Below are 17,432 nucleotides of genomic sequence, written 5' to 3'. Positions count from 1 at the left end.
CATTGGCCGTGGCCGCCACCCGACGGGCATAGTGGCGCCATTGCCACCTTACGGAGCCACTTCCATGTTACAGATCCGCGATCACATGAGCCGTTCGACCCACTCCCTCACCCCGCAGCTCGGCTTGGCCGAGGCGCTGGACCGGCTGCATGACTCAGGTCTCAGCGGCCTGCCGGTGCTGGATCCGCAGCAGCGGCTGATCGGTTTTCTCTCCGAGCAGGATTGTATCCCGAGCCTGCTCACCGGCAGCTATCACTGCGATACCCGCACCCGGGTCGAGGATCTGATGAGCCGGACACCTCTTTCGGTCAGCCCGGATGACAGCATACTGGATCTGGCCCGCCAGATGACCGAGGCCAGACCCAAGGTCTATCCGGTGCTGGAGGGGAACCGGGTTGTCGGCATCATCAGCCGCCGGCAGGTCATGCAGGCCCTCAACGCCCAGATGAAAGCCTGCCTGCCCACCTAGATCTGGTAGCGCCCCTTGTCGCCGATATCGAAGTGCAGTGGCATGCGCCACTTGGCCAGGGAGAGCAGGCAGAGCAGCAACCCGCACACCAGCGCCACCAGGGCGGCGGCCCAGCCGATGCCGGCCAGCTCCAGCAGCCACAACAGGGGCAGCAGCAAGGGGACCGCCCTGATCCCCGGAATGGCGAAGCAGAACTGCTCCTTGAAGGCCAGCCCCGCCAGCGTGGCCAACGCCGCCCCCAGCACCAGCACATCCGGCGCACCGCTCGCACTGAGCAGCAGGGCGCCCCAGCCCATTCCCTGCAGCACAAAGCGAATGCGCTTGTCATAAACATGCAGGCATAACCCGCATACCCCGCTGGCCACAGCCAGCGTCACCAGCCAGCTCGCCGGCGCCAAAAAATCCTGTCCGAGCAGCAGGCTTGCCCCTCGACACAGCAGCAGCAAGGCTGCCAGACTCAAGCCAAGGCGATAGAGGCAGACCGACACTCTGTCGATGCCGTCCAGCTCGCTTTCAATTTCAGGGTTTGCCATCGGCGGTCGCCTCTGTTGCAGGTAGGGGCCAATATACTTGAATTATGCCCGCGAGCGATTCCCTATTCCGTGCAGGAGATGTGGTTTGCGAAGATTCATTCTGCTCTGGCTGTTGTTCCCCCTCTGGCTGCAGGCCAAAGAGTTGATCATCGGCGGCACCCTGGAGCCGCCGCTGAAGTTTCTGGATGCGCAGGGCGTTCCCCATGGTCTGGACGTGGACGTGGTCAGCACCATCTTCGGCAAGCTGCGCATTCCCATCCGCATCGAGCTGACCGACTCCGGCGCCCGGCTGACCCGCAACGCCGAAACCGGGGTCTACGACCTGGTGATGACCCACTCCTACAAGCCGGAGCGGGAGCGCTATCTGCTCTACCCCCAGCAGGCCCACCTGCGCCACAGCTGGCACTTCTTCGTGCGCAAGGCCGATCTGCTGAAGATCCGCTACGACACGCTGGCGGACCTCAAACCCTGGCGCATCGGCATCACCAAGGATTTCTCCTATACCCCGGAGCTAACCGCCGCCCTCGCCGACCCGGCCTATCACTTCCAGGAGATCCCCATCAACCAGCTGCAACTGCGCAAGCTGATCGCCGGGCGCATCGACGTGGTGCCCATGCCGCTGGTCACCGCCTTCGCCCAGATCAAGGAGGAGGGGCTGGAGGGCAAGCTCGATTACCTGCCCAAGCCGCTCAAGGCCAGCCCTTACTACACCGTCTGGACCAAGGCCAGGGCCGATGCCACCACCCCGGCCCTGATGGCGGCCTACGACGCCGAGCTGCTGCGCATGAAGCGCGACGGCCGGCTCAAGGCCATCTACGACCAGTACGGCATCCCCTATATCGAGCCCTGATCCCGACCGTCAGGGCTGCACGTCTCGCAAGATCGGCTATGCAGTGAGATCAGGGTTTCGCCTGTGACATGGATCTCCTGCGTCCCTCAGTCCTTAAGGCTTCACATCCCGCAAGATCGGGTTTTGCAGCGAGATTAACGTCTCGGTGGACTGGATCTCGTCGATGGTCTGGATCTTGTGGATCAGCACCGTCTGCAACTCGTCGATGGAGCGGGTCATCACCTTCATGAAGATGCTGTAGTGGCCCGTGGTGTAGTAGGCCTCCACCACCTCGTCCAGCGCCTGCAGCTTGGCCAGCGCCGAGGGGTAATCCTTGGCGCTCTTCAGATTGATGCCGATGAAGCAGCAGACGTCGTAGCCCAGCTTCTTGGGGTTCACCTGCACCCGCGTTCCCTCGATGATGCCCGCCTGCTTCATCTTCTCCACCCGCACATGAATAGTGCCCGGGCTGACCAGCAGTTGTTTGGCAAGCTCGGCATAGGGAATGCGCGCATTCTCCATCAGGGCGGTGAGGATGGCCTGATCGAGATTATCGATCCGATAATTTTCCGGCACTTTTTTGCACTCCCTTTGATGATTCATCATTAATCATCGGTATATTTTGAAGAAAAAAATACACAAAGCCTATTTCCATTATTGAATATTGAATTTAGTTGGCAATCTGTTGAAGAATCCTCACATCCAACGGGTTCAAGACAGGTATTCAGCATGAAACAGCACTACATTCGCAGCCAGCAACAGATCAGCTTCGTCAAAGAGATGTTCTCCCGCCAACTCGCCCAGCAACTGGGTCTGATGGAGGTGCAAGCCCCCATCCTGAGCCGGGTCGGCGATGGCACTCAAGACAACCTCTCTGGCCACGAGAATGCGGTGCAGGTCAAGGTGAAGACCCTTCCTGAGCACAGCTATGAAGTGGTGCATTCACTGGCCAAATGGAAGCGCCAGACCCTGGGTCGCTTCGGTTTCGGCCCGGGCGAAGGCATCTACACCCACATGAAGGCGCTGCGTCCGGACGAGGATCGCCTCACCCCCATCCACTCCGTCTACGTGGATCAGTGGGACTGGGAGAAGGTGATGCCGAGCGAGCGCCGCGATCTGGCCTACCTGCAGGAAACCGTGCGCGGTATCTGGGCTGCCATCAAGGCCACCGAGCGCGCGGTCTGTGCCGAGCACGAGCTGACTCCCTTCCTGCCGGCCGAGATCCAGTTTCTGCACAGCGAAGAGCTGCTGACCCGCTACCCGGACCTCGATGCCAAGGGGCGCGAGCGCGCCATCGCCAAGGAGCTGGGTGCCGTGTTCCTGATCGGCATCGGCGGTGCCCTCTCCCACGGCGAGCGCCACGACGTGCGTGCCCCGGACTACGACGACTGGAGCAGCCACAGCGAGCTGGGGCTGGCCGGTCTGAACGGTGACATCCTGGTGTGGAACCCGGTGCTGCAGGACAGCTTCGAGATCTCCTCCATGGGGATCCGGGTCGACGCCGAGGCGCTGCGCCGCCAGCTGGCCATCACCGGCGACGAGGATCGCCTGCAGTACGACTGGCACCAGGATCTGCTGGCCGCTCGGATGCCGCAAACCATCGGCGGCGGCATCGGCCAATCCCGTCTGGCCATGCTGTTGCTGCAAAAAGAGCACATCGGCCAGGTCCAGGTCGGCGTCTGGCCGGCCGAGATGAAAGCCGCCGTACAAGGCATGCTGTAACGAATGAAGGCCATGCCGGCATCATCGCGCGGGCATGGCAACAGGCAGGTGGCCGTCGGGGTTGAGCGAGCGCATCCCCGGCAGGCTGTAAGAGGCGAGGCCAGCAGTGGCCGCGCTTCGCAATCGGGGGCTTGCCCCTGCGACCCGCTCAACCCACGTCAGGTCGCTTCACTACATTCCTCCCGGCAATCTTCGGATTGCCGTTTTTTTTACGCCGAAAAACTGTGCTCAAAACCCGCCCCAATCTGGCGCTGGCGTGGCAACCCCGCCTTTCTGCCGCCGGTGCAGTGGCAGGCAAACAGCTTCTCCACCGCCTCCTCCTGCAGATAGGCGCCAAGCGCCGCCGCCCGCTGCGAACCGGAAAACTTCAGGTGCAGACCGCCGATGACGGCGTGGATCCGCTCGTCACCACACACCTCCTTGGCCCGCTCGACGATGTTCTCGACCCCGGCGTGACCGCAGCCGACAAAGACGATAAGGCCCTTGGAGCTCTTATAAGCTAGCGCCGAGTCGTCGCTGATGAGGTCTTTCTCCACCCGCCCACCCCGCACTATGTAGCCGAGCAGCGAAGGCGCTGCCCGGTCGCGCCGCACAATGCTGCCAAGGAACACCAGATGATCCGAGAGCCACACCGGCTCGGACGAGCAGTGGGGAAGTAAGCCTCTGGCCGGCAGCGACTCCCGAGCCAGCGCCCCCGACAGGCGATAGAGGTTGCGCCGCCAGAAGGGCAGCGACAGGAAGTAGCCCCGCTCGCAGAACACGTCCGGACAGGCGATGAGCGGGATGGGTCTTGGATAGGCGGGCAGCGAGCCGACCCCGCCCACATGGTCGTAATGACCGTGAGAGAGCACCACATGGGTGAGAGAGGCGAGATCGATCCCCATCACGGCGGCGTTGTGGCACAGCGCCCGGCCACGGCCGCTGTCGAACAGCACCCTGAGGCCGTCACACTCCAGCAGCAGCGCCAACCCTCGCTCGGGCAGACAGCCAGGCAGATGAACGTCGTCATCCACCAGCACGGAAAACTTCAGCATCTCAATCCCTCAGAAAACAAAACGCAGGCACGAGGCCTGCGTTTTTCATCGACAATCCCATTACTGGGTCATGGTGAGGCCATTGCTGTCGGCCCCCAGCACCAGCTTTTTGCCCGGCACGATGCGACCGGAGAGCAGCGCCTGCGCCAGCGGGTTCTCCACCTTGTGCTGGATCGCCCGCTTGAGGGGACGCGCCCCGTAGACGGGATCGAACCCGGCGTGCACCAGCTTCTCGAGCAGCGCCTCGCTCACCTCCACCTCGTAACCCTGGGCCTCGAGTCGGCCCATCAGGCTCTTGAGCTGGATGCGGGCGATGGACTTGATGTGCTCCTCGCCGAGCGGGTGGAACACCACGGTCTCGTCGATCCGGTTGATGAACTCCGGCCGGAAGCTGCGGGTCAGCACCTCCATCAGCATGCCCTTCATCTCGTCGTAATCCTTCTCGGAGTGGTGCTCCTGAATGAGATCCGACCCCAGGTTGGAGGTCATGATCACCACCGAGTTGCGAAAATCGACGGTACGGCCCTGACCATCGGTCAGGCGGCCATCGTCCAGCACCTGCAGCAGGATGTTGAACACATCCGGGTGTGCCTTCTCCACTTCATCCAGCAGGATCACCGAGTAGGGGCGACGGCGTACCGCCTCGGTCAGATAACCGCCCTCCTCGTAACCCACGTAGCCCGGAGGCGCCCCCACCAGACGGGCCACGCTGTGTTTCTCCATGAACTCCGACATGTCGATCCGCACCATGGCGTCCTGGGTATCGAACAGGAACTCGGCCAGCGCCTTGCACAGCTCGGTCTTGCCCACCCCGGTGGGCCCCAGGAACAGGAAGGAGCCGATGGGGCGGTTCGGATCGGACAGCCCGGCACGGGAGCGGCGAATGGCGTTGGAAACCGCCTCGACCGCCTCTTCCTGGCCGATCACCCGGCTGTGCAGCTGATCTTCCATCCGCAGCAGCTTGTCGCGTTCCCCTTCCAGCATGCGAGCCACCGGAATACCGGTCCAGCGGGCCAAGACGTCGGCTATCTCCACGTCGGTGACCCGGTTGCGCAGCAGGCTGGTCTCCTGCATCTCGGCCTGGGTGGCGAGATCCAGCTGTTTCTCCAGCTCAGGAATGCGGCCGTACTGCAGCTCGGACATGCGACCCAGGTCGCCTGCGCGGCGCGCCACATCGAGATCCTGACGGGCCTGCTCGAGGGCCGCCTTGATGTGCTGGGTGCCGGCAAGCGCGGCCTTCTCGGCCTTCCACACCTCATCCAGCTCGTTGTATTCGCGATCTTTTTCGCTGATTTCCTGATTGATCAGCTCAAGCCGTTTGCGGCTGGCGTCATCGTCCTCCTTCATCAGCGCCTGCTGCTCCAGCTTGAGCTGGATGATGCGCCGCTCGAGCCGGTCGAGGGACTCGGGCTTGGAGTCGATCTGCAGCCGGATGCTGGCCGCCGCCTCGTCGATGAGGTCGATGGCCTTGTCCGGCAGCTGGCGATCCGCGATATAGCGGTGCGACAGCTGGGCCGCCGCCACGATGGCAGGGTCGGTGATCTGCACGTGGTGGTGCAGTTCGTAACGCTCTTTCAGGCCGCGCAGGATGGCGATGGTGTCCTCCACGCTCGGCTCCTCCACCAGCACCTTCTGGAAGCGGCGCTCCAGCGCGGCATCCTTCTCGATGTACTGGCGATACTCATCCAGAGTAGTGGCACCGACGCAGTGCAGGTCGCCACGGGCCAGCGCCGGTTTCAGCATATTGCCCGCATCCATGGCACCTTCACCCTTGCCGGCGCCGACCATGGTGTGCAGCTCGTCGATGAAGAGGATGACGTTGCCCTCCTCCTTGGCCAGATCGTTGAGCACGGCCTTGAGCCGCTCCTCGAACTCGCCACGATACTTGGCACCGGCCACCAGCGCCCCCATGTCGAGCGACAGCACCCGCTTGTTCTTGAGCCCCTCCGGCACCTCGCCATTGATGATGCGCTGGGCCAGCCCTTCGACGATGGCGGTCTTGCCGACGCCGGGGGCACCGATCAGCACCGGGTTGTTCTTGGTACGGCGTTGCAGCACCTGGATGGTGCGGCGGATCTCGTCATCGCGGCCGATCACCGGGTCGAGTTTGCCGATCTCGGCCCGCTCGGTCAGATCGATGGTGTATTTCTCCAGCGCCTGGCGATTCTCCTCGGCGTTGGCATCTTCCACCTTCTTGCCGCCACGCACCTTGTCGATGGCCGCTTCGAGCTTCTCTTTGGTCAGCCCCTGAGCGCGCAGCAGCTCGCCCAGCGTGCCCTTCTCGTCGAGGGCAGCCAGCACGAACAGCTCGGATGAGATGAACTGATCCTTGCGCTGCTGAGCCAGCTTGTCGCAGACGTTGAGCAGCCGGCCGAGGCCGTTGGAGAGCTGCACGTCCCCTTCCACGCCGCTGACGCGCGGCAGGCGATCCAGCTCCTCGCCGAGGCGGGAGCGCAGGGCATTGATATCCATCCCGGTCAGGGTGAGCAACGGACGGATGGAGCCGCCATCCTGATTGACCAGGGCGGTCATCAGGTGAACGGGTTCGATGAATTGGTGGTCACGACCCAGAGCCAAAGACTGGGCATCGGAAATAGCAATCTGGAATTTGCTGGTAAGGCGATCGAGGCGCATTGCACTCCCCCTTCAAACAGGCAGACGCCGCTTGCGCGGCAAACAACATAACTTTCTGAGATGAAAGATGAGGCCCGTACGGACTATTTCAAGGGGCAGGGCTGGTTATTTTTTCTGCAAAGCGGGAAGCAGGCAGGATCCCCGCCCTTGCCAGATGCAGGGCGGGGAGCGTCGTCAGGGCGCCAGCCAGATTATCGAAGCCATACGACCGGTCTGGCCGTTGCGACGATATGGGCAGTAGCACTGCTCGCTGTATGGGGGGACGCCCCCAGACACTTACTCAGCCAGCCAGATAATCGAGGCCATGCGACCGGTCTGGCCATTGCGACGATAAGAGTAGAACTGCTCACTGTCGCTGAAGGTGCAGTATTCGCCGCCATATACGGCGGTGACGCCGGCGCGAGCGAGGCGCAGCAAGGCCAGCTGATAGATATCCGCCAGCCATTTCCCTTCGCTGGACGAAGGGACGAACGCAGCCGCCGCCTCGGCCTGCTCGGCCATAAAGGCCTCGCGCACCTCGCCACCCACTTCAAACGCAGTGGGGCCGATGGCCGGACCCAGCCAGGCCAGGATCTCGTCCGGCTCGCAGCCCATGGCGGCGATGCTCGCCTCCAGTACGCCACCCAGCAGCCCGCGCCAACCGGCGTGAGCGGCGGCCACTACGGTGCCGGCCCGATTGCAGAACAGCACCGGCAGACAGTCGGCGGTCATCACGATGCAGGCCTGACCCGCCTCACGGGCACAGGCGGCATCCGCATCCGGTGCACAGTCATAATCGCGGCCGACGGGATACACCGCGGTGCCGTGCACCTGATTGAGCCAGTTGAGAGTGCCGGGGATCCCAGCTGCCTGCTGCAGCCGGGTCCGGTTGGCCTCGACCCGTGCCGGCACGTCCCCCACGTGGGCCCCCAGGTTGAGGCCGGCAAAGACCCCCTCGCTGATACCGCCGTCACGGGTGGTCGACAGGGCGCGGACCTTGGCCGGTGCCGGCCAGTCGGGTTCGATCCATTTCATCTGTGGCTCCTTTTCTTCATATAAAACGGGGCCCCTTGGCTGCAACCAGTCAAGGGGCCCCATATCAGGTCATGCAGGGCGGGTTACGGCAGGAATCGTCGCAGAGCCGCCCTCTTCATCAGTTCCAGACCAGATCGTCTGGATTGGCCAGGGTGATCTTGGTATGCAGCACTTCCATCAGCTCATCAATTCCAGACTAAATCGTCTGGATTGGCCAGGGTGATCTTGGTGTGCAGCACTGCCATCAGCTCATCAATTCCAGACTAAATCGTCCGGATTGGCCAGGGTATCCGCACGCAGCACTTCCATCAGGTCCAGCATGTCCTGCGGCGTGGGGGAGTGCCATTCCATCACTTCACCCGTGATGGGGTGCGCCAGCTTCAGCATGGTGGCGTGCAGTGCCTGACGATGGAAGCCACGCAGGGCCTCGGTCAGCTCGGGGGTGGCGTTGCGCAGCAGACGCAGACGGCCACCGTAAGCGGGATCCCCCACCAGCGGGTGCTTGATGTGGGCCATGTGGACGCGGATCTGGTGGGTACGACCGGTTTCCAGTCGCAGTCGCAGACGGGTGTGGCCACGGAACTTCTCGTGCACCCGGTAGTGGGTGACGGACTCGCGCCCATTGGGCACCACGGCCATGTGGGTGCGCTGGGTCGGGTGACGGCCGATGGGGGCATCGACGGTGCCACCTGCGGTCATGTGACCGATGGCGATGGCTTCGTACTCACGGGTAATCTGGCGCGCCTGCAGCGCTTCCACCAGATGGGTCTGGGCCGGAATGGTCTTGGCGACCACCATCAGACCCGTGGTGTCTTTATCCAGACGGTGCACGATACCGGCGCGAGGCACCTCGGCGATGGCGGGGTAGCGGTGCAACAGGGCGTTGAGAATGGTGCCATCCGGCGTGCCGGCACCCGGGTGAACCACCAGACCGGCCGGCTTGTCGATCACCAGAATGTGTTCATCTTCATAGACGATGTTGAGCTCGATGTTCTGGGCATCCCAACGGGTATCATCCGCCAGCTCGACATCCACATGTACCTTCTGCCCGGCCAGCACTTTCTCGCGCGGGGTATTGGCAACCTGACCATCCAGGGTCACTCTGTCCTGTAAAATCCACTCCTTGATGCGGGTGCGGGAGTAGTCTGGAAACAATTCGGCCAGGGCCTGGTCGAGTCTCTGCCCGAATTGGTGATCCTGGAATTCGCCTGTCAGTTCAATATGCTGGCTCATGTATGGTCTCTTGAGCGGGGGGTATCAATTCGAAATAATCCGGGTATTCTAGCTTTTCTTTTAGCCAAGCATAACGGATACTTTGCCAATTTCGTGGAAATGGACCGGATGTTGTTGATGGGAAAGAAGTCTCACCTGCTGATGTCGCTCGCCTTGGTCGCTACCTTGATCACAGGCTGTTCCAGCACCAAACCCAAGGTACCGGACGAACCGCCGGAGACCCTGTACCAGAAAGCACGCCTCAAGCTGGATGCCGGTAACTACCTGAATGCTATCGAGTTACTGGAAGCTTTGGACTCGCGCTATCCTTTCGGCGCCTACTCCAACCAGGTTCAGCTCGACCTCATTTACGCCTACTACAAGCAGGATGATACTGCCCAGGCGATCGCCAATATCGACCGTTTTATCCGCCTCAATCCGGCGCATAAAAATATCGACTACGTATTCTACATGCGCGGTCTGACCAACATGGCCGGCGATTACAACTTCTTCCAGGACTTCCTGGGCATCAATCGGGACGACAAAGACCCCTCCTATGCCCGTCAGGCCTTTCAGGACTTCAAGACCCTGTTGCAGAACTATCCCAACAGCGTCTATGCCGCCGATGCCCGTGCCCGCATGATCGGTCTGAAGAACCGGCTTGCCCGTTACGACCTGAGCGTGGCCGAGTACTACGTGAAGCGTGATGCGCTGATCGCCGCCGCCAACCGCGCCAAGCTGATCGTCGAGACCTATCCCGACACGGCCGAAACCGAGAAGGCGCTGGAGATCATGATCAACTCCTACGACAGCCTGAAGATGCCGACCCTGGCCCAGCATGCCCGCGAAGTGCTGGCCAAGAACTACCCGGACAATCGTCTCGGCCGCGGCTGACTCGCAGCAACGCAATGAAAAACCGGAGCCACTGGCTCCGGTTTTTTTATGGGCGCTTTTCATGGACGGCATGACCATCAGCCCCTTCCCCCCGTGCCGGCGGCATGGGGAGAGACGGCGCACATCAGCCACGCCGTCATGCCGTGCGTTACTTGGCGACGTTGCCCGCCACGTTGAGCACATCCCAGGTGCGGGAGAAGGGCGGCGCATAGGCAAAGTCCAGCATGCCGAGCTGCTCGGTGGTCACCCCCATGGTGATGGCGACCGCCAGCGCGTCGATGCGGTGTACCGCCCCCTTGCGACCGAGGATCTGGCCCCCCAGCAGCCGCTTGCTGCCTGCCTCATAGACCAGCTTGACGTGAATGTCGGACTGGCCCGGGCAGTAGTTGGTGTGGCACTTGTCCTTGATCACCACGGTGCGATAGTCGATGCCCATCGCCTTGGCTTCCTGCTCGGAGAGGCCGGTACGGCCCGCCTCCAGCCCCAGCACCTTGAGCGCGGCAGAACCCAGAGTGCCCGGGAACTCCTGCTCGGCACCGGCCAGGTTCTCACCCACCATGCGCCCCAGCTTGTTGGCGATGGTGGCGAGCGGCACATAGACCTGCTGCTGCTTCACACTGTGCCAGACGCTGGCACAGTCACCAGCCGACCAAACGTTGGCCAGCGAGCTGCGTCCCTGCCGATCCACCTTGATGGCACCGTTGCCGAGCCGCTCGATGCCGCTATCGGCCAGGAACTCGGTATTGGGTTTGACCCCGGTGCAGACCACCACTATGTCGGCCTCGTACTCGCCATGGCTGGTGCGCACGCCGGTCACCCGGCCCTCCCCCAGCAGCGCTTCAACTCGCTCGCCGAGATGAAGGGAGACCCCCTGTTCGCGCAGTTCGGTCTCGATGTGCTGGGTGATCTCGCCATCAAACGCATCGGGGATGACCCGCTCCGCCAGCTCGATCAGACGCACTTCTTTACCCTGATGCACCAGTGCCTCCACCACCTCCAGCCCGATAAAGCCGGAGCCGATCACCAGGGCACGGCTGTTGGCCTTGTCCTGCACGGCGGCCTTGAGGGCCAACCCGTCGGCCATCCGGCGCAGACCGAATACCCCTTCCTGCTGCAGGCCGGGGATGGGGGGCATTACTTCGCGGGCGCCGGTGGCGATCATCAGCCGATCGTAGCGATCGGTGAAGGTGTCACCCTTGTGCTCCACTGTCAGCGTCTGCGCGGCGGCATCCAGGCCCAGCACCCGGTGGCCGGTCTTGACCTCGATCCCCTTGGCCGCGAACTGCTCCGGGGTGAACTCGGCCATGTAGCCGGGCTCCTGAAACTCGTCGCCAACGAAATAGGGCAGACCACAGGCGCCGAAGGAGATCACCTCGGACGCCTCATACACCACTATCTCGGCCTCTTTGGCCAGCCGGCGCGCCTTGGCGGCCGCACTCATGCCGGCGGCTTCGCCACCGATGATCACGATTCTCATACTCGCTCCTTTCCAGGCAACGGGGAGGGCATACCCTCCCCGCTCTCTCTTGTTTGCTCGCCGGGGCAGGATCGGCTCCCCCGGACAGACGGATCAGATGGTGGACTCTTCGCCGTCCAGACACACCTCGTGCTCGCTGTTGAACACCGCCATGTCGGTCTCCCCCAGCAGACGACTGGTGACGGTACCGGCGGTGATGGAGCCGGAGACGTTCAGCGCAGTACGACCCATGTCGATCAGCGGCTCGATGGAGATCAGCAGACCGGCCAGCGCCACCGGGAAGTCCAGCGCGGAAAGCACGATCAAGGCGGCGAAGGTGGCACCGCCGCCAATGCCGGCTACCCCGAAGGAGCTGACGGTGATGATGGCAATCAGGGTCATGATGAAGCCCGGATCCATCGGGTTGACCCCGACAGTCGGCGCAATCATCACCGCCAGCATGGCCGGATAGATGCCGGCGCAGCCGTTCTGGCCGATGGTCGAACCGAACGAGGCGGCGAAGTTGGCGATCCCCTCAGGAATGCCGAGCGCCTTGGTCTGAGTCTGCACGTTCATCGGGATCGAACCCGCACTGGTGCGGGAGGTGAAGGCAAAGGCCAGCACCGGCATGATCTTCTTGAGGAAGCGGGCCGGGTTGATGCCCACCAGCGCCACCAGCAGCAGGTGCACGGCGAACATGATGGCGATGGCGCCGTAGGAGGCCAGCACGAAGTTGAGCAGGTTGATGATGTCGGCGTAGTTGGAGCCGGACACCACCTTGGTCATCAGCGCCAGCACACCGTAGGGGGTGAGGCGCAGCACCAGGGTCACCATCCGCATCACGATGACGTGGGCGACCTGCATGAAGTGACCGAAGCTCGCGAAGATCTCCGGCTTCTTGCGGGCGATACCAGTGGCTGACAAACCAATGAAGATGGAGAAGATCACCACGGCGATGGTGGAGGTCTTGCGCGCGCCCGTCATGTCGAGGAAGGGGTTGGCCGGGATGAACTCCAGCACCATCTTGGCAAAGGACATGCTCTCGACACTGCCGAGGGTGGTCTGCAGGGCCGCGCCACGGGCGGTCTCGGCAGCGCCAGCGGTGAGCCCCTCGGCAGTCAGGCCGAACAGGTTGGACATCAGGATGCCCGCCCCGGCGGCAATCATGGTGGTGAAGATCAGCACGCCTATGGTCATGGCGCTGATCTTGCCGAGTGCGGTGCCGCCGTTGAGCTTGAGGATGGCCCCGATGATGGAGACCATGATGAGCGGCGTGATGATCATCTGCAGCAGCTTCACGTAGCCGCTGCCGACGATATCCAGGTAGTCGCCGGTCTGTACCAGCACGTCGGAACCGGCGCCGTAGAGCAGCTGCAGGGCGGCGCCAAACAGGATGCCCAGCCCCAGCCCCGAGAAGACCCGGCGGGTGAAGCTGACGTGGGTTTGCTGCAACCGATAGAGAAACAGCAGCAACATGACCAGGATGGCCAGATTACCTATAACGCTAAGAGTCATGACGATATTCCCCAAATAATCGGGCCGGGCCCGAGGTGTACGGGCGAGTGCCCAGTGCGCACTCTCCCCTGAAACGTGCCGCATCGTGGCGGCCCGCCCCCCGGTGTGGCCGGGGTGGCGTCAACAGGCAGAAAAACGGAGGGTGGCCTGCGCCACCCTCTTGCATCACTCGGCCTTGCCTTGTTGCTTGGCCCGCATGATGTTGATGATCTCGATATCGGTATCCAGCATCCCCTGTTTGGAGAGGCGACCCAGGTTGGCGATGGTCTGATCCACGTCGTCGGAGACGATGCCTTCGCTCTGGGGCACGTGCAGGTTGTTGATGGCCATCAGCGACGATTTGACCGCCGCCGAGGTGGAGGTAGAGACCTTCATGGAACAGGCGCTGCCCGCGCCGTCGCAGATGATACCGGAAACGTCGCCGATCATGTTGTTGATGCAGTGACTAATTTGCTCGAACTGGCCGCCCAGCAGCCAGGTGATGGCGGCCCCCGCCCCCATGGCGGCGGTGCTGGCGGCACAAAGGGCCGACAGCTTGTTCTGGTAAGTCTTGATGTAGATGGCCACCAAGTGGCTCATCACCAGCGCCCGGGTCAGCTGCTCGTCGCTCGCCTGGAGGAAGCGGGCGGCCGCCACCACCGGCATGGTAGCGGCAATGCCCTGGTTGCCCGAGCCCGAATTGGACATGGCGGGCAGCATGGCGCCATCCATGCGCGCATCGGAGGCGGCAGACGACAAACGCATGGCCAGGGTCATCAGATCATCGGAGAGCAGCTTGCGCTCCACCTGCTCGGTGAGGATCTTGCCGATGCGCAGGCCATAGCCCTGCAACCCTTCATCTGCCAGCGCCTGGTTCATGGTGGCGGCCTCGCGGATAAAGTCGATCTCCGCCAGCGGTACCTGCAGGGCGAACTCGACAATCTCGCGCAGGGTCATGGCTGGTTTGCTGGAAGGGGCGGCCTGGATCTGCACGCCGGGGGCGCTGTCTTGCGCCATCAGCACCTCGCCGTCACGCTCCATCAGGATGATGCGGGTATGATCGGTACAGATCACCACCCGGGCGCTGTGCCCCTCCACCTGTGCCAGCACCTCGGCGTAGAGCACGTCCGGCACGTCCTTCACATCCACCTTGATGGCGGGCAACAAGCTTTTGGCCTCTTCCACCTGGGCCGGGGTCAGGGCCTTGAGCACCTCCAGCCCGGCATCCGGGTTACCACCGGTGATGCCGACGGCGGCCGCCACCGGCAGACCTATCATGCCGGTACCCGGCACGCCGACCCCCATGCCGTTCTTGAACAGGTTGCCGCTGACCCAGACGCTGACGCGGGTCGGCACCTGCCCCAGCAGCTTGCGGCAGTTGGCCGCCGCCAGCGCCACCGACATGGGTTCGGTGCAGCCAAGGGCCGGCACCACTTCACGCTTGAGCAGGGTAATAAAGTCGGTCCATTGTGCTTTCATTGCGATGTGTCTCATGTTCACGGTGCCCGATGCGGGCTTGTCATTGTGCTGTCCACCGCGCAGTGGCGGAGCGGCATATAACCAGTATGGCGGGAGATGCCGGGTCGGCTGCAGCGGTCGAGGGCCGAGCCGATGATCGGGGCCGTCTGAGTCGCTGGGCCATTCGATCAACTTTTGGTAACTCTAAAGCAATGGGACTCAAATAAATTTGAGCCGCTTCGCTTTTTGCGCAGGCATTATGCCCAACTGGCGGTGAAGTGCCACAAAATGTGAACAAGCGCACGACAGGTCGCTGCCGACCTGGTTCAGCCGGCAGCGGGGAAAGTCAGAGCCCGTAACGGGTCAGCAGGGACTGATATTCGGGGGTCTGTTTGAACGCCTTGAGGGCGAGGGAGAACTGATAGGCCAGCCGTTCATTGCCGGGCCTGTGAGTGAAGGCGAGGAAATTGCGGTTGCTCTCACTCACCAATTTTTCGCTGTGGCCGACCTGCTCCTGCAGCCCCTGCCCCTTGAGCAGGTAACGGCCCACCATCTGGTTCATCACGACGGCATCGAGCCGTCCCGCCATCATCAGGTGCAACTGCTTGATCATGTTGCTCTCTCCGGTCATGGCCACCCGGGTAAACAGGGACGAGGTGAGGAACTCCTCGCCATAGGCGTAGTCGGCCTGGGTACCGATACGCAGCCCCTTGAGGCTGGCCAGCCCCTGGAAGTCGACGGGCCTGGCGAACGGGAAGAAGAGCACCTCCCCGCTTTGGGAGAGGGGTTCATCAGGATAGTGCAACCACTCCAGCCGGCGCTCTTCGAAGAAGGCATCGACGATGGCATCGCCGCGCTGGAACCTGGCCTCCTGCAGCACCCGCTTCCAGGGCAGTACCTTGACCGTGGTCCGGTAACCCATCCGCTTGAGCACGGTGCGGGCCAGCTCCAGATCGGCACCGCCCAGGCTGCCGTCATCGAGCCGCATCACATAGGGCGGCCACAGCTCGGTCAGCAGGGTCAGGGTTGGTGGCTCGCTTGCCTGTGCCGCCCACCCCCACCAGAGGCAAAGCAGGATCCATCCTTTACGCCACACCATGCAGTGATCTCCTCTGTGTATTGGCTGAGGATATACCAAAAAGTGAGTAATAAAAAAGGAGGCCGAAGCCTCCTTTTTGCTGTCCTCTCCGGCGCTTACAGCGCTTTCAGGATAGCCTCGACACTGGCCTTGGCATCGCCAAACAGCATCTGTGTGTTCTCCTTGAAGAACAGCGGGTTCTGGACACCGGCGTAACCAGTGTTCATGGAGCGCTTGAAGCCGATGACGTTCTGCGCCTTCCACACTTCCAGCACCGGCATGCCGGCGATGGGGCTGCCCGGATCTTCCATGGCGGCCGGGTTGACGGTGTCGTTGGCACCGATCACCAATACGGTGTCGGTATCGCTGAAGTCTTCGTTGATCTCGTCCATTTCCAGCACGATGTCATACGGGACTTTCGCTTCCGCCAGCAGCACGTTCATGTGGCCTGGCAGACGACCGGCAACCGGGTGGATACCGAAGCGCACCTTGACGCCGCGATCACGCAGCTTCTGGGTGATTTCAGCCACCGGGTACTGGGCCTGCGCCACCGCCATGCCGTAGCCCGGGGTGATGATGACGGAGCTGGAGTTCTTCAGCAGGTCAGCCACATCTTCAGCGCTGGTTTCGCGGTATTCGCCCATCTCCTGGTCGGCCGTGGAGGCCACGCCGTCGGAGCCGAAGCCACCGGCGATCACCGAGATGAAGGAGCGGTTCATCGCCTTGCACATGATGTAAGAGAGGATCGCACCGGAGGAACCCACCAGCGCACCCACCACGATCAGCAGGTCATTGGAGAGCATGAAGCCCGCCGCCGCCGCCGCCCAACCGGAGTAGGAGTTCAGCATGGAGACCACCACCGGCATGTCGGCGCCACCGATGGAGGCCACCAGGTGCCAGCCGAAGGCGAAGGCGATCAGGGTCATTACCAGCAGGGCGAAGGTAGAACCGCCCGCGTTGACGAAGTAGACCATCAGCGCCAGCGAGGCGACCACGGCCAGCAGGTTCAGCTTGTGGCGGTGCGGCAGCATCAGCGGCTTGGAGGAGATGAGGCCACGCAGCTTGCCAAACGCCACCACGGAACCGGTGAAGGTCACAGCACCGATGAAGACGCCGAGGAAGATCTCGACCAGGTGGATGTTCAGCATGGCGCCGGAGAGGTGCTCGACCTGGGCTATGCTTGCCGCCTGCTCGAACGCCGCACGGGCGGCTGCCAGGGTGGCATCCAGGTTGGAACCGACGGACACCACCACTTCGGCAGGCGCAGAGGGGTGCAGATCGATGAAGCTGTTGAAGCCCACCAGCACGGCCGCCATACCCACGAAGCTGTGCAGCACGGCCACCAGCTCGGGCATCTCGGTCATCTCGACCTTGAGCGCCAGACGCACGCCGATGGCACCGCCGATCACCATGGCCAGAATGATCCAGTGCACGCCACTGGTTTCCGGGTTGAACACGGTCGCGAGCAGGGCGATGGCCATCCCCGCGATACCGAACAGGTTGCCATGCTTGGCCGTCTCTTGCTTCGACAGTCCCGCGAGACTGAGGATGAAGAGCACGGCGGCAACGATATAGGATGCTGTTACCAGTCCTTGAGACACGTTA

At 62.6% G+C, this 17,432-nt stretch carries 15 protein-coding genes; 4 read left to right on the top strand and 11 right to left on the bottom strand.

Features of this window, described 5'->3' with window-relative positions:
- The first annotated feature begins 64 nt into the window (after positions 1-64).
- Positions 65-469 carry a CBS domain-containing protein gene (locus tag AACQ43_RS19020; protein ID WP_076362071.1) on the top strand — a complete coding sequence of 135 codons (405 nt, stop codon included), beginning with the start codon at positions 65-67 and terminating at the stop codon, positions 467-469.
- Here AACQ43_RS19020 and AACQ43_RS19015 read toward each other — a convergent pair.
- Positions 466-1,002 (bottom strand): DUF2301 domain-containing membrane protein, encoded by a 537-nt coding sequence (locus AACQ43_RS19015; protein ID WP_168968311.1) that lies wholly within the window; start codon positions 1,000-1,002, stop codon positions 466-468. The two genes, AACQ43_RS19020 and AACQ43_RS19015, sit on opposite strands and share 4 nt — an antisense overlap.
- An 85-nt stretch (positions 1,003-1,087) precedes the next feature.
- Here AACQ43_RS19015 and AACQ43_RS19010 point away from each other — a divergent pair, with 85 nt between their 5' ends.
- Entirely contained in the window at positions 1,088-1,852 is a 765-nt protein-coding gene (locus AACQ43_RS19010; protein ID WP_168968309.1) for a substrate-binding periplasmic protein, read from the top strand.
- A gap of 93 nt (positions 1,853-1,945) precedes the next feature.
- Here the strand turns inward: AACQ43_RS19010 and asnC are convergent, their stop codons facing one another.
- A complete protein-coding gene (gene asnC, locus AACQ43_RS19005) occupies positions 1,946-2,407 on the bottom strand; it encodes a transcriptional regulator AsnC (RefSeq protein WP_011707730.1) in 462 nt (153 codons plus the stop codon).
- Positions 2,408-2,560: 153 nt separating this feature from the next.
- Here asnC and asnA point away from each other — a divergent pair, with 153 nt between their 5' ends.
- Positions 2,561-3,553: an aspartate--ammonia ligase gene (gene asnA, locus AACQ43_RS19000; protein WP_016352287.1), complete on the top strand. Its 993-nt coding sequence runs from the start codon at positions 2,561-2,563 to the stop codon at positions 3,551-3,553.
- A 209-nt stretch (positions 3,554-3,762) separates the two neighbouring features.
- On the opposite strand, the gene AACQ43_RS18995 is transcribed toward asnA, so the two are convergent.
- From AACQ43_RS18995 to rluD, 4 genes are all read right to left on the bottom strand, one after another.
- On the bottom strand, positions 3,763-4,587 hold the full coding sequence (locus tag AACQ43_RS18995) for an MBL fold metallo-hydrolase (protein ID WP_168968307.1): 825 nt from the start codon (positions 4,585-4,587) through the stop codon (positions 3,763-3,765).
- 60 nt (positions 4,588-4,647) lie between these two features.
- On the bottom strand, positions 4,648-7,221 hold the full coding sequence (gene clpB / locus AACQ43_RS18990; RefSeq protein WP_073352100.1) for an ATP-dependent chaperone ClpB: 2,574 nt from the start codon (positions 7,219-7,221) through the stop codon (positions 4,648-4,650).
- Positions 7,222-7,497: 276 nt separating this feature from the next.
- Positions 7,498-8,235 (bottom strand): peptidoglycan editing factor PgeF, encoded by a 738-nt coding sequence (gene pgeF / locus AACQ43_RS18985; protein WP_168968305.1) that lies wholly within the window; start codon positions 8,233-8,235, stop codon positions 7,498-7,500.
- 252 nt (positions 8,236-8,487) lie between these two features.
- A complete protein-coding gene (gene rluD, locus AACQ43_RS18980; protein WP_011707736.1) occupies positions 8,488-9,468 on the bottom strand; it encodes a 23S rRNA pseudouridine(1911/1915/1917) synthase RluD in 981 nt (326 codons plus the stop codon).
- A 117-nt stretch (positions 9,469-9,585) separates the two neighbouring features.
- On the opposite strand from rluD, the gene AACQ43_RS18975 reads away from it, so the two are divergent.
- Positions 9,586-10,341 carry an outer membrane protein assembly factor BamD gene (locus tag AACQ43_RS18975; protein WP_017409782.1) on the top strand — a complete coding sequence of 252 codons (756 nt, stop codon included), beginning with the start codon at positions 9,586-9,588 and terminating at the stop codon, positions 10,339-10,341.
- 148 nt (positions 10,342-10,489) lie between these two features.
- Here the strand turns inward: AACQ43_RS18975 and AACQ43_RS18970 are convergent, their stop codons facing one another.
- The 5 genes from AACQ43_RS18970 to pntB form a co-directional block, all read right to left on the bottom strand.
- Complete coding sequence (locus AACQ43_RS18970; RefSeq protein WP_168968303.1) at positions 10,490-11,818, bottom strand: CoA-disulfide reductase; 1,329 nt, start codon at positions 11,816-11,818, stop codon at positions 10,490-10,492.
- Positions 11,819-11,911: 93 nt separating this feature from the next.
- Complete coding sequence (locus AACQ43_RS18965; RefSeq protein ID WP_065475185.1) at positions 11,912-13,312, bottom strand: L-cystine transporter; 1,401 nt, start codon at positions 13,310-13,312, stop codon at positions 11,912-11,914.
- Between the two features lie 165 nt (positions 13,313-13,477).
- Entirely contained in the window at positions 13,478-14,785 is a 1,308-nt protein-coding gene (locus AACQ43_RS18960; protein ID WP_041216800.1) for an L-cysteine desulfidase family protein, read from the bottom strand.
- A gap of 310 nt (positions 14,786-15,095) precedes the next feature.
- Positions 15,096-15,848 (bottom strand): substrate-binding periplasmic protein, encoded by a 753-nt coding sequence (locus AACQ43_RS18955; protein ID WP_168968301.1) that lies wholly within the window; start codon positions 15,846-15,848, stop codon positions 15,096-15,098.
- Positions 15,849-15,943: 95 nt separating this feature from the next.
- Positions 15,944-17,428 (bottom strand): Re/Si-specific NAD(P)(+) transhydrogenase subunit beta, encoded by a 1,485-nt coding sequence (gene pntB, locus AACQ43_RS18950; protein ID WP_041216802.1) that lies wholly within the window; start codon positions 17,426-17,428, stop codon positions 15,944-15,946.
- Positions 17,429-17,432: the final 4 nt, after the last annotated feature.

Origin of the sequence: Aeromonas sp. DNRA1 (assembly GCF_963888745.1) — a bacterium.
Classification (GTDB): domain Bacteria; phylum Pseudomonadota; class Gammaproteobacteria; order Enterobacterales; family Aeromonadaceae; genus Aeromonas; species Aeromonas hydrophila.
This window is presented reverse-complemented; position numbering and strand designations above follow the sequence as displayed.

What these genes read in the sequence shown, in the direction of transcription:
- AACQ43_RS19020 (WP_076362071.1), top strand. Translation starts at nt 65, where the DNA reads ATGTTACAGATCCGCGATCACATGAGCCGTTCGACCCACTCCCTCACC.
- AACQ43_RS19015 (WP_168968311.1), bottom strand. Translation starts at nt 1,002, where the DNA reads ATGGCAAACCCTGAAATTGAAAGCGAGCTGGACGGCATCGACAGAGTG.
- asnA (WP_016352287.1), top strand. Translation starts at nt 2,561, where the DNA reads ATGAAACAGCACTACATTCGCAGCCAGCAACAGATCAGCTTCGTCAAA.
- AACQ43_RS18995 (WP_168968307.1), bottom strand. Translation starts at nt 4,587, where the DNA reads ATGCTGAAGTTTTCCGTGCTGGTGGATGACGACGTTCATCTGCCTGGC.
- clpB (WP_073352100.1), bottom strand. Translation starts at nt 7,221, where the DNA reads ATGCGCCTCGATCGCCTTACCAGCAAATTCCAGATTGCTATTTCCGAT.
- pgeF (WP_168968305.1), bottom strand. Translation starts at nt 8,235, where the DNA reads ATGAAATGGATCGAACCCGACTGGCCGGCACCGGCCAAGGTCCGCGCC.
- rluD (WP_011707736.1), bottom strand. Translation starts at nt 9,468, where the DNA reads ATGAGCCAGCATATTGAACTGACAGGCGAATTCCAGGATCACCAATTC.
- AACQ43_RS18975 (WP_017409782.1), top strand. Translation starts at nt 9,586, where the DNA reads ATGGGAAAGAAGTCTCACCTGCTGATGTCGCTCGCCTTGGTCGCTACC.
- AACQ43_RS18970 (WP_168968303.1), bottom strand. Translation starts at nt 11,818, where the DNA reads ATGAGAATCGTGATCATCGGTGGCGAAGCCGCCGGCATGAGTGCGGCC.
- AACQ43_RS18965 (WP_065475185.1), bottom strand. Translation starts at nt 13,312, where the DNA reads ATGACTCTTAGCGTTATAGGTAATCTGGCCATCCTGGTCATGTTGCTG.
- AACQ43_RS18960 (WP_041216800.1), bottom strand. Translation starts at nt 14,785, where the DNA reads ATGAGACACATCGCAATGAAAGCACAATGGACCGACTTTATTACCCTG.
- AACQ43_RS18955 (WP_168968301.1), bottom strand. Translation starts at nt 15,848, where the DNA reads ATGGTGTGGCGTAAAGGATGGATCCTGCTTTGCCTCTGGTGGGGGTGG.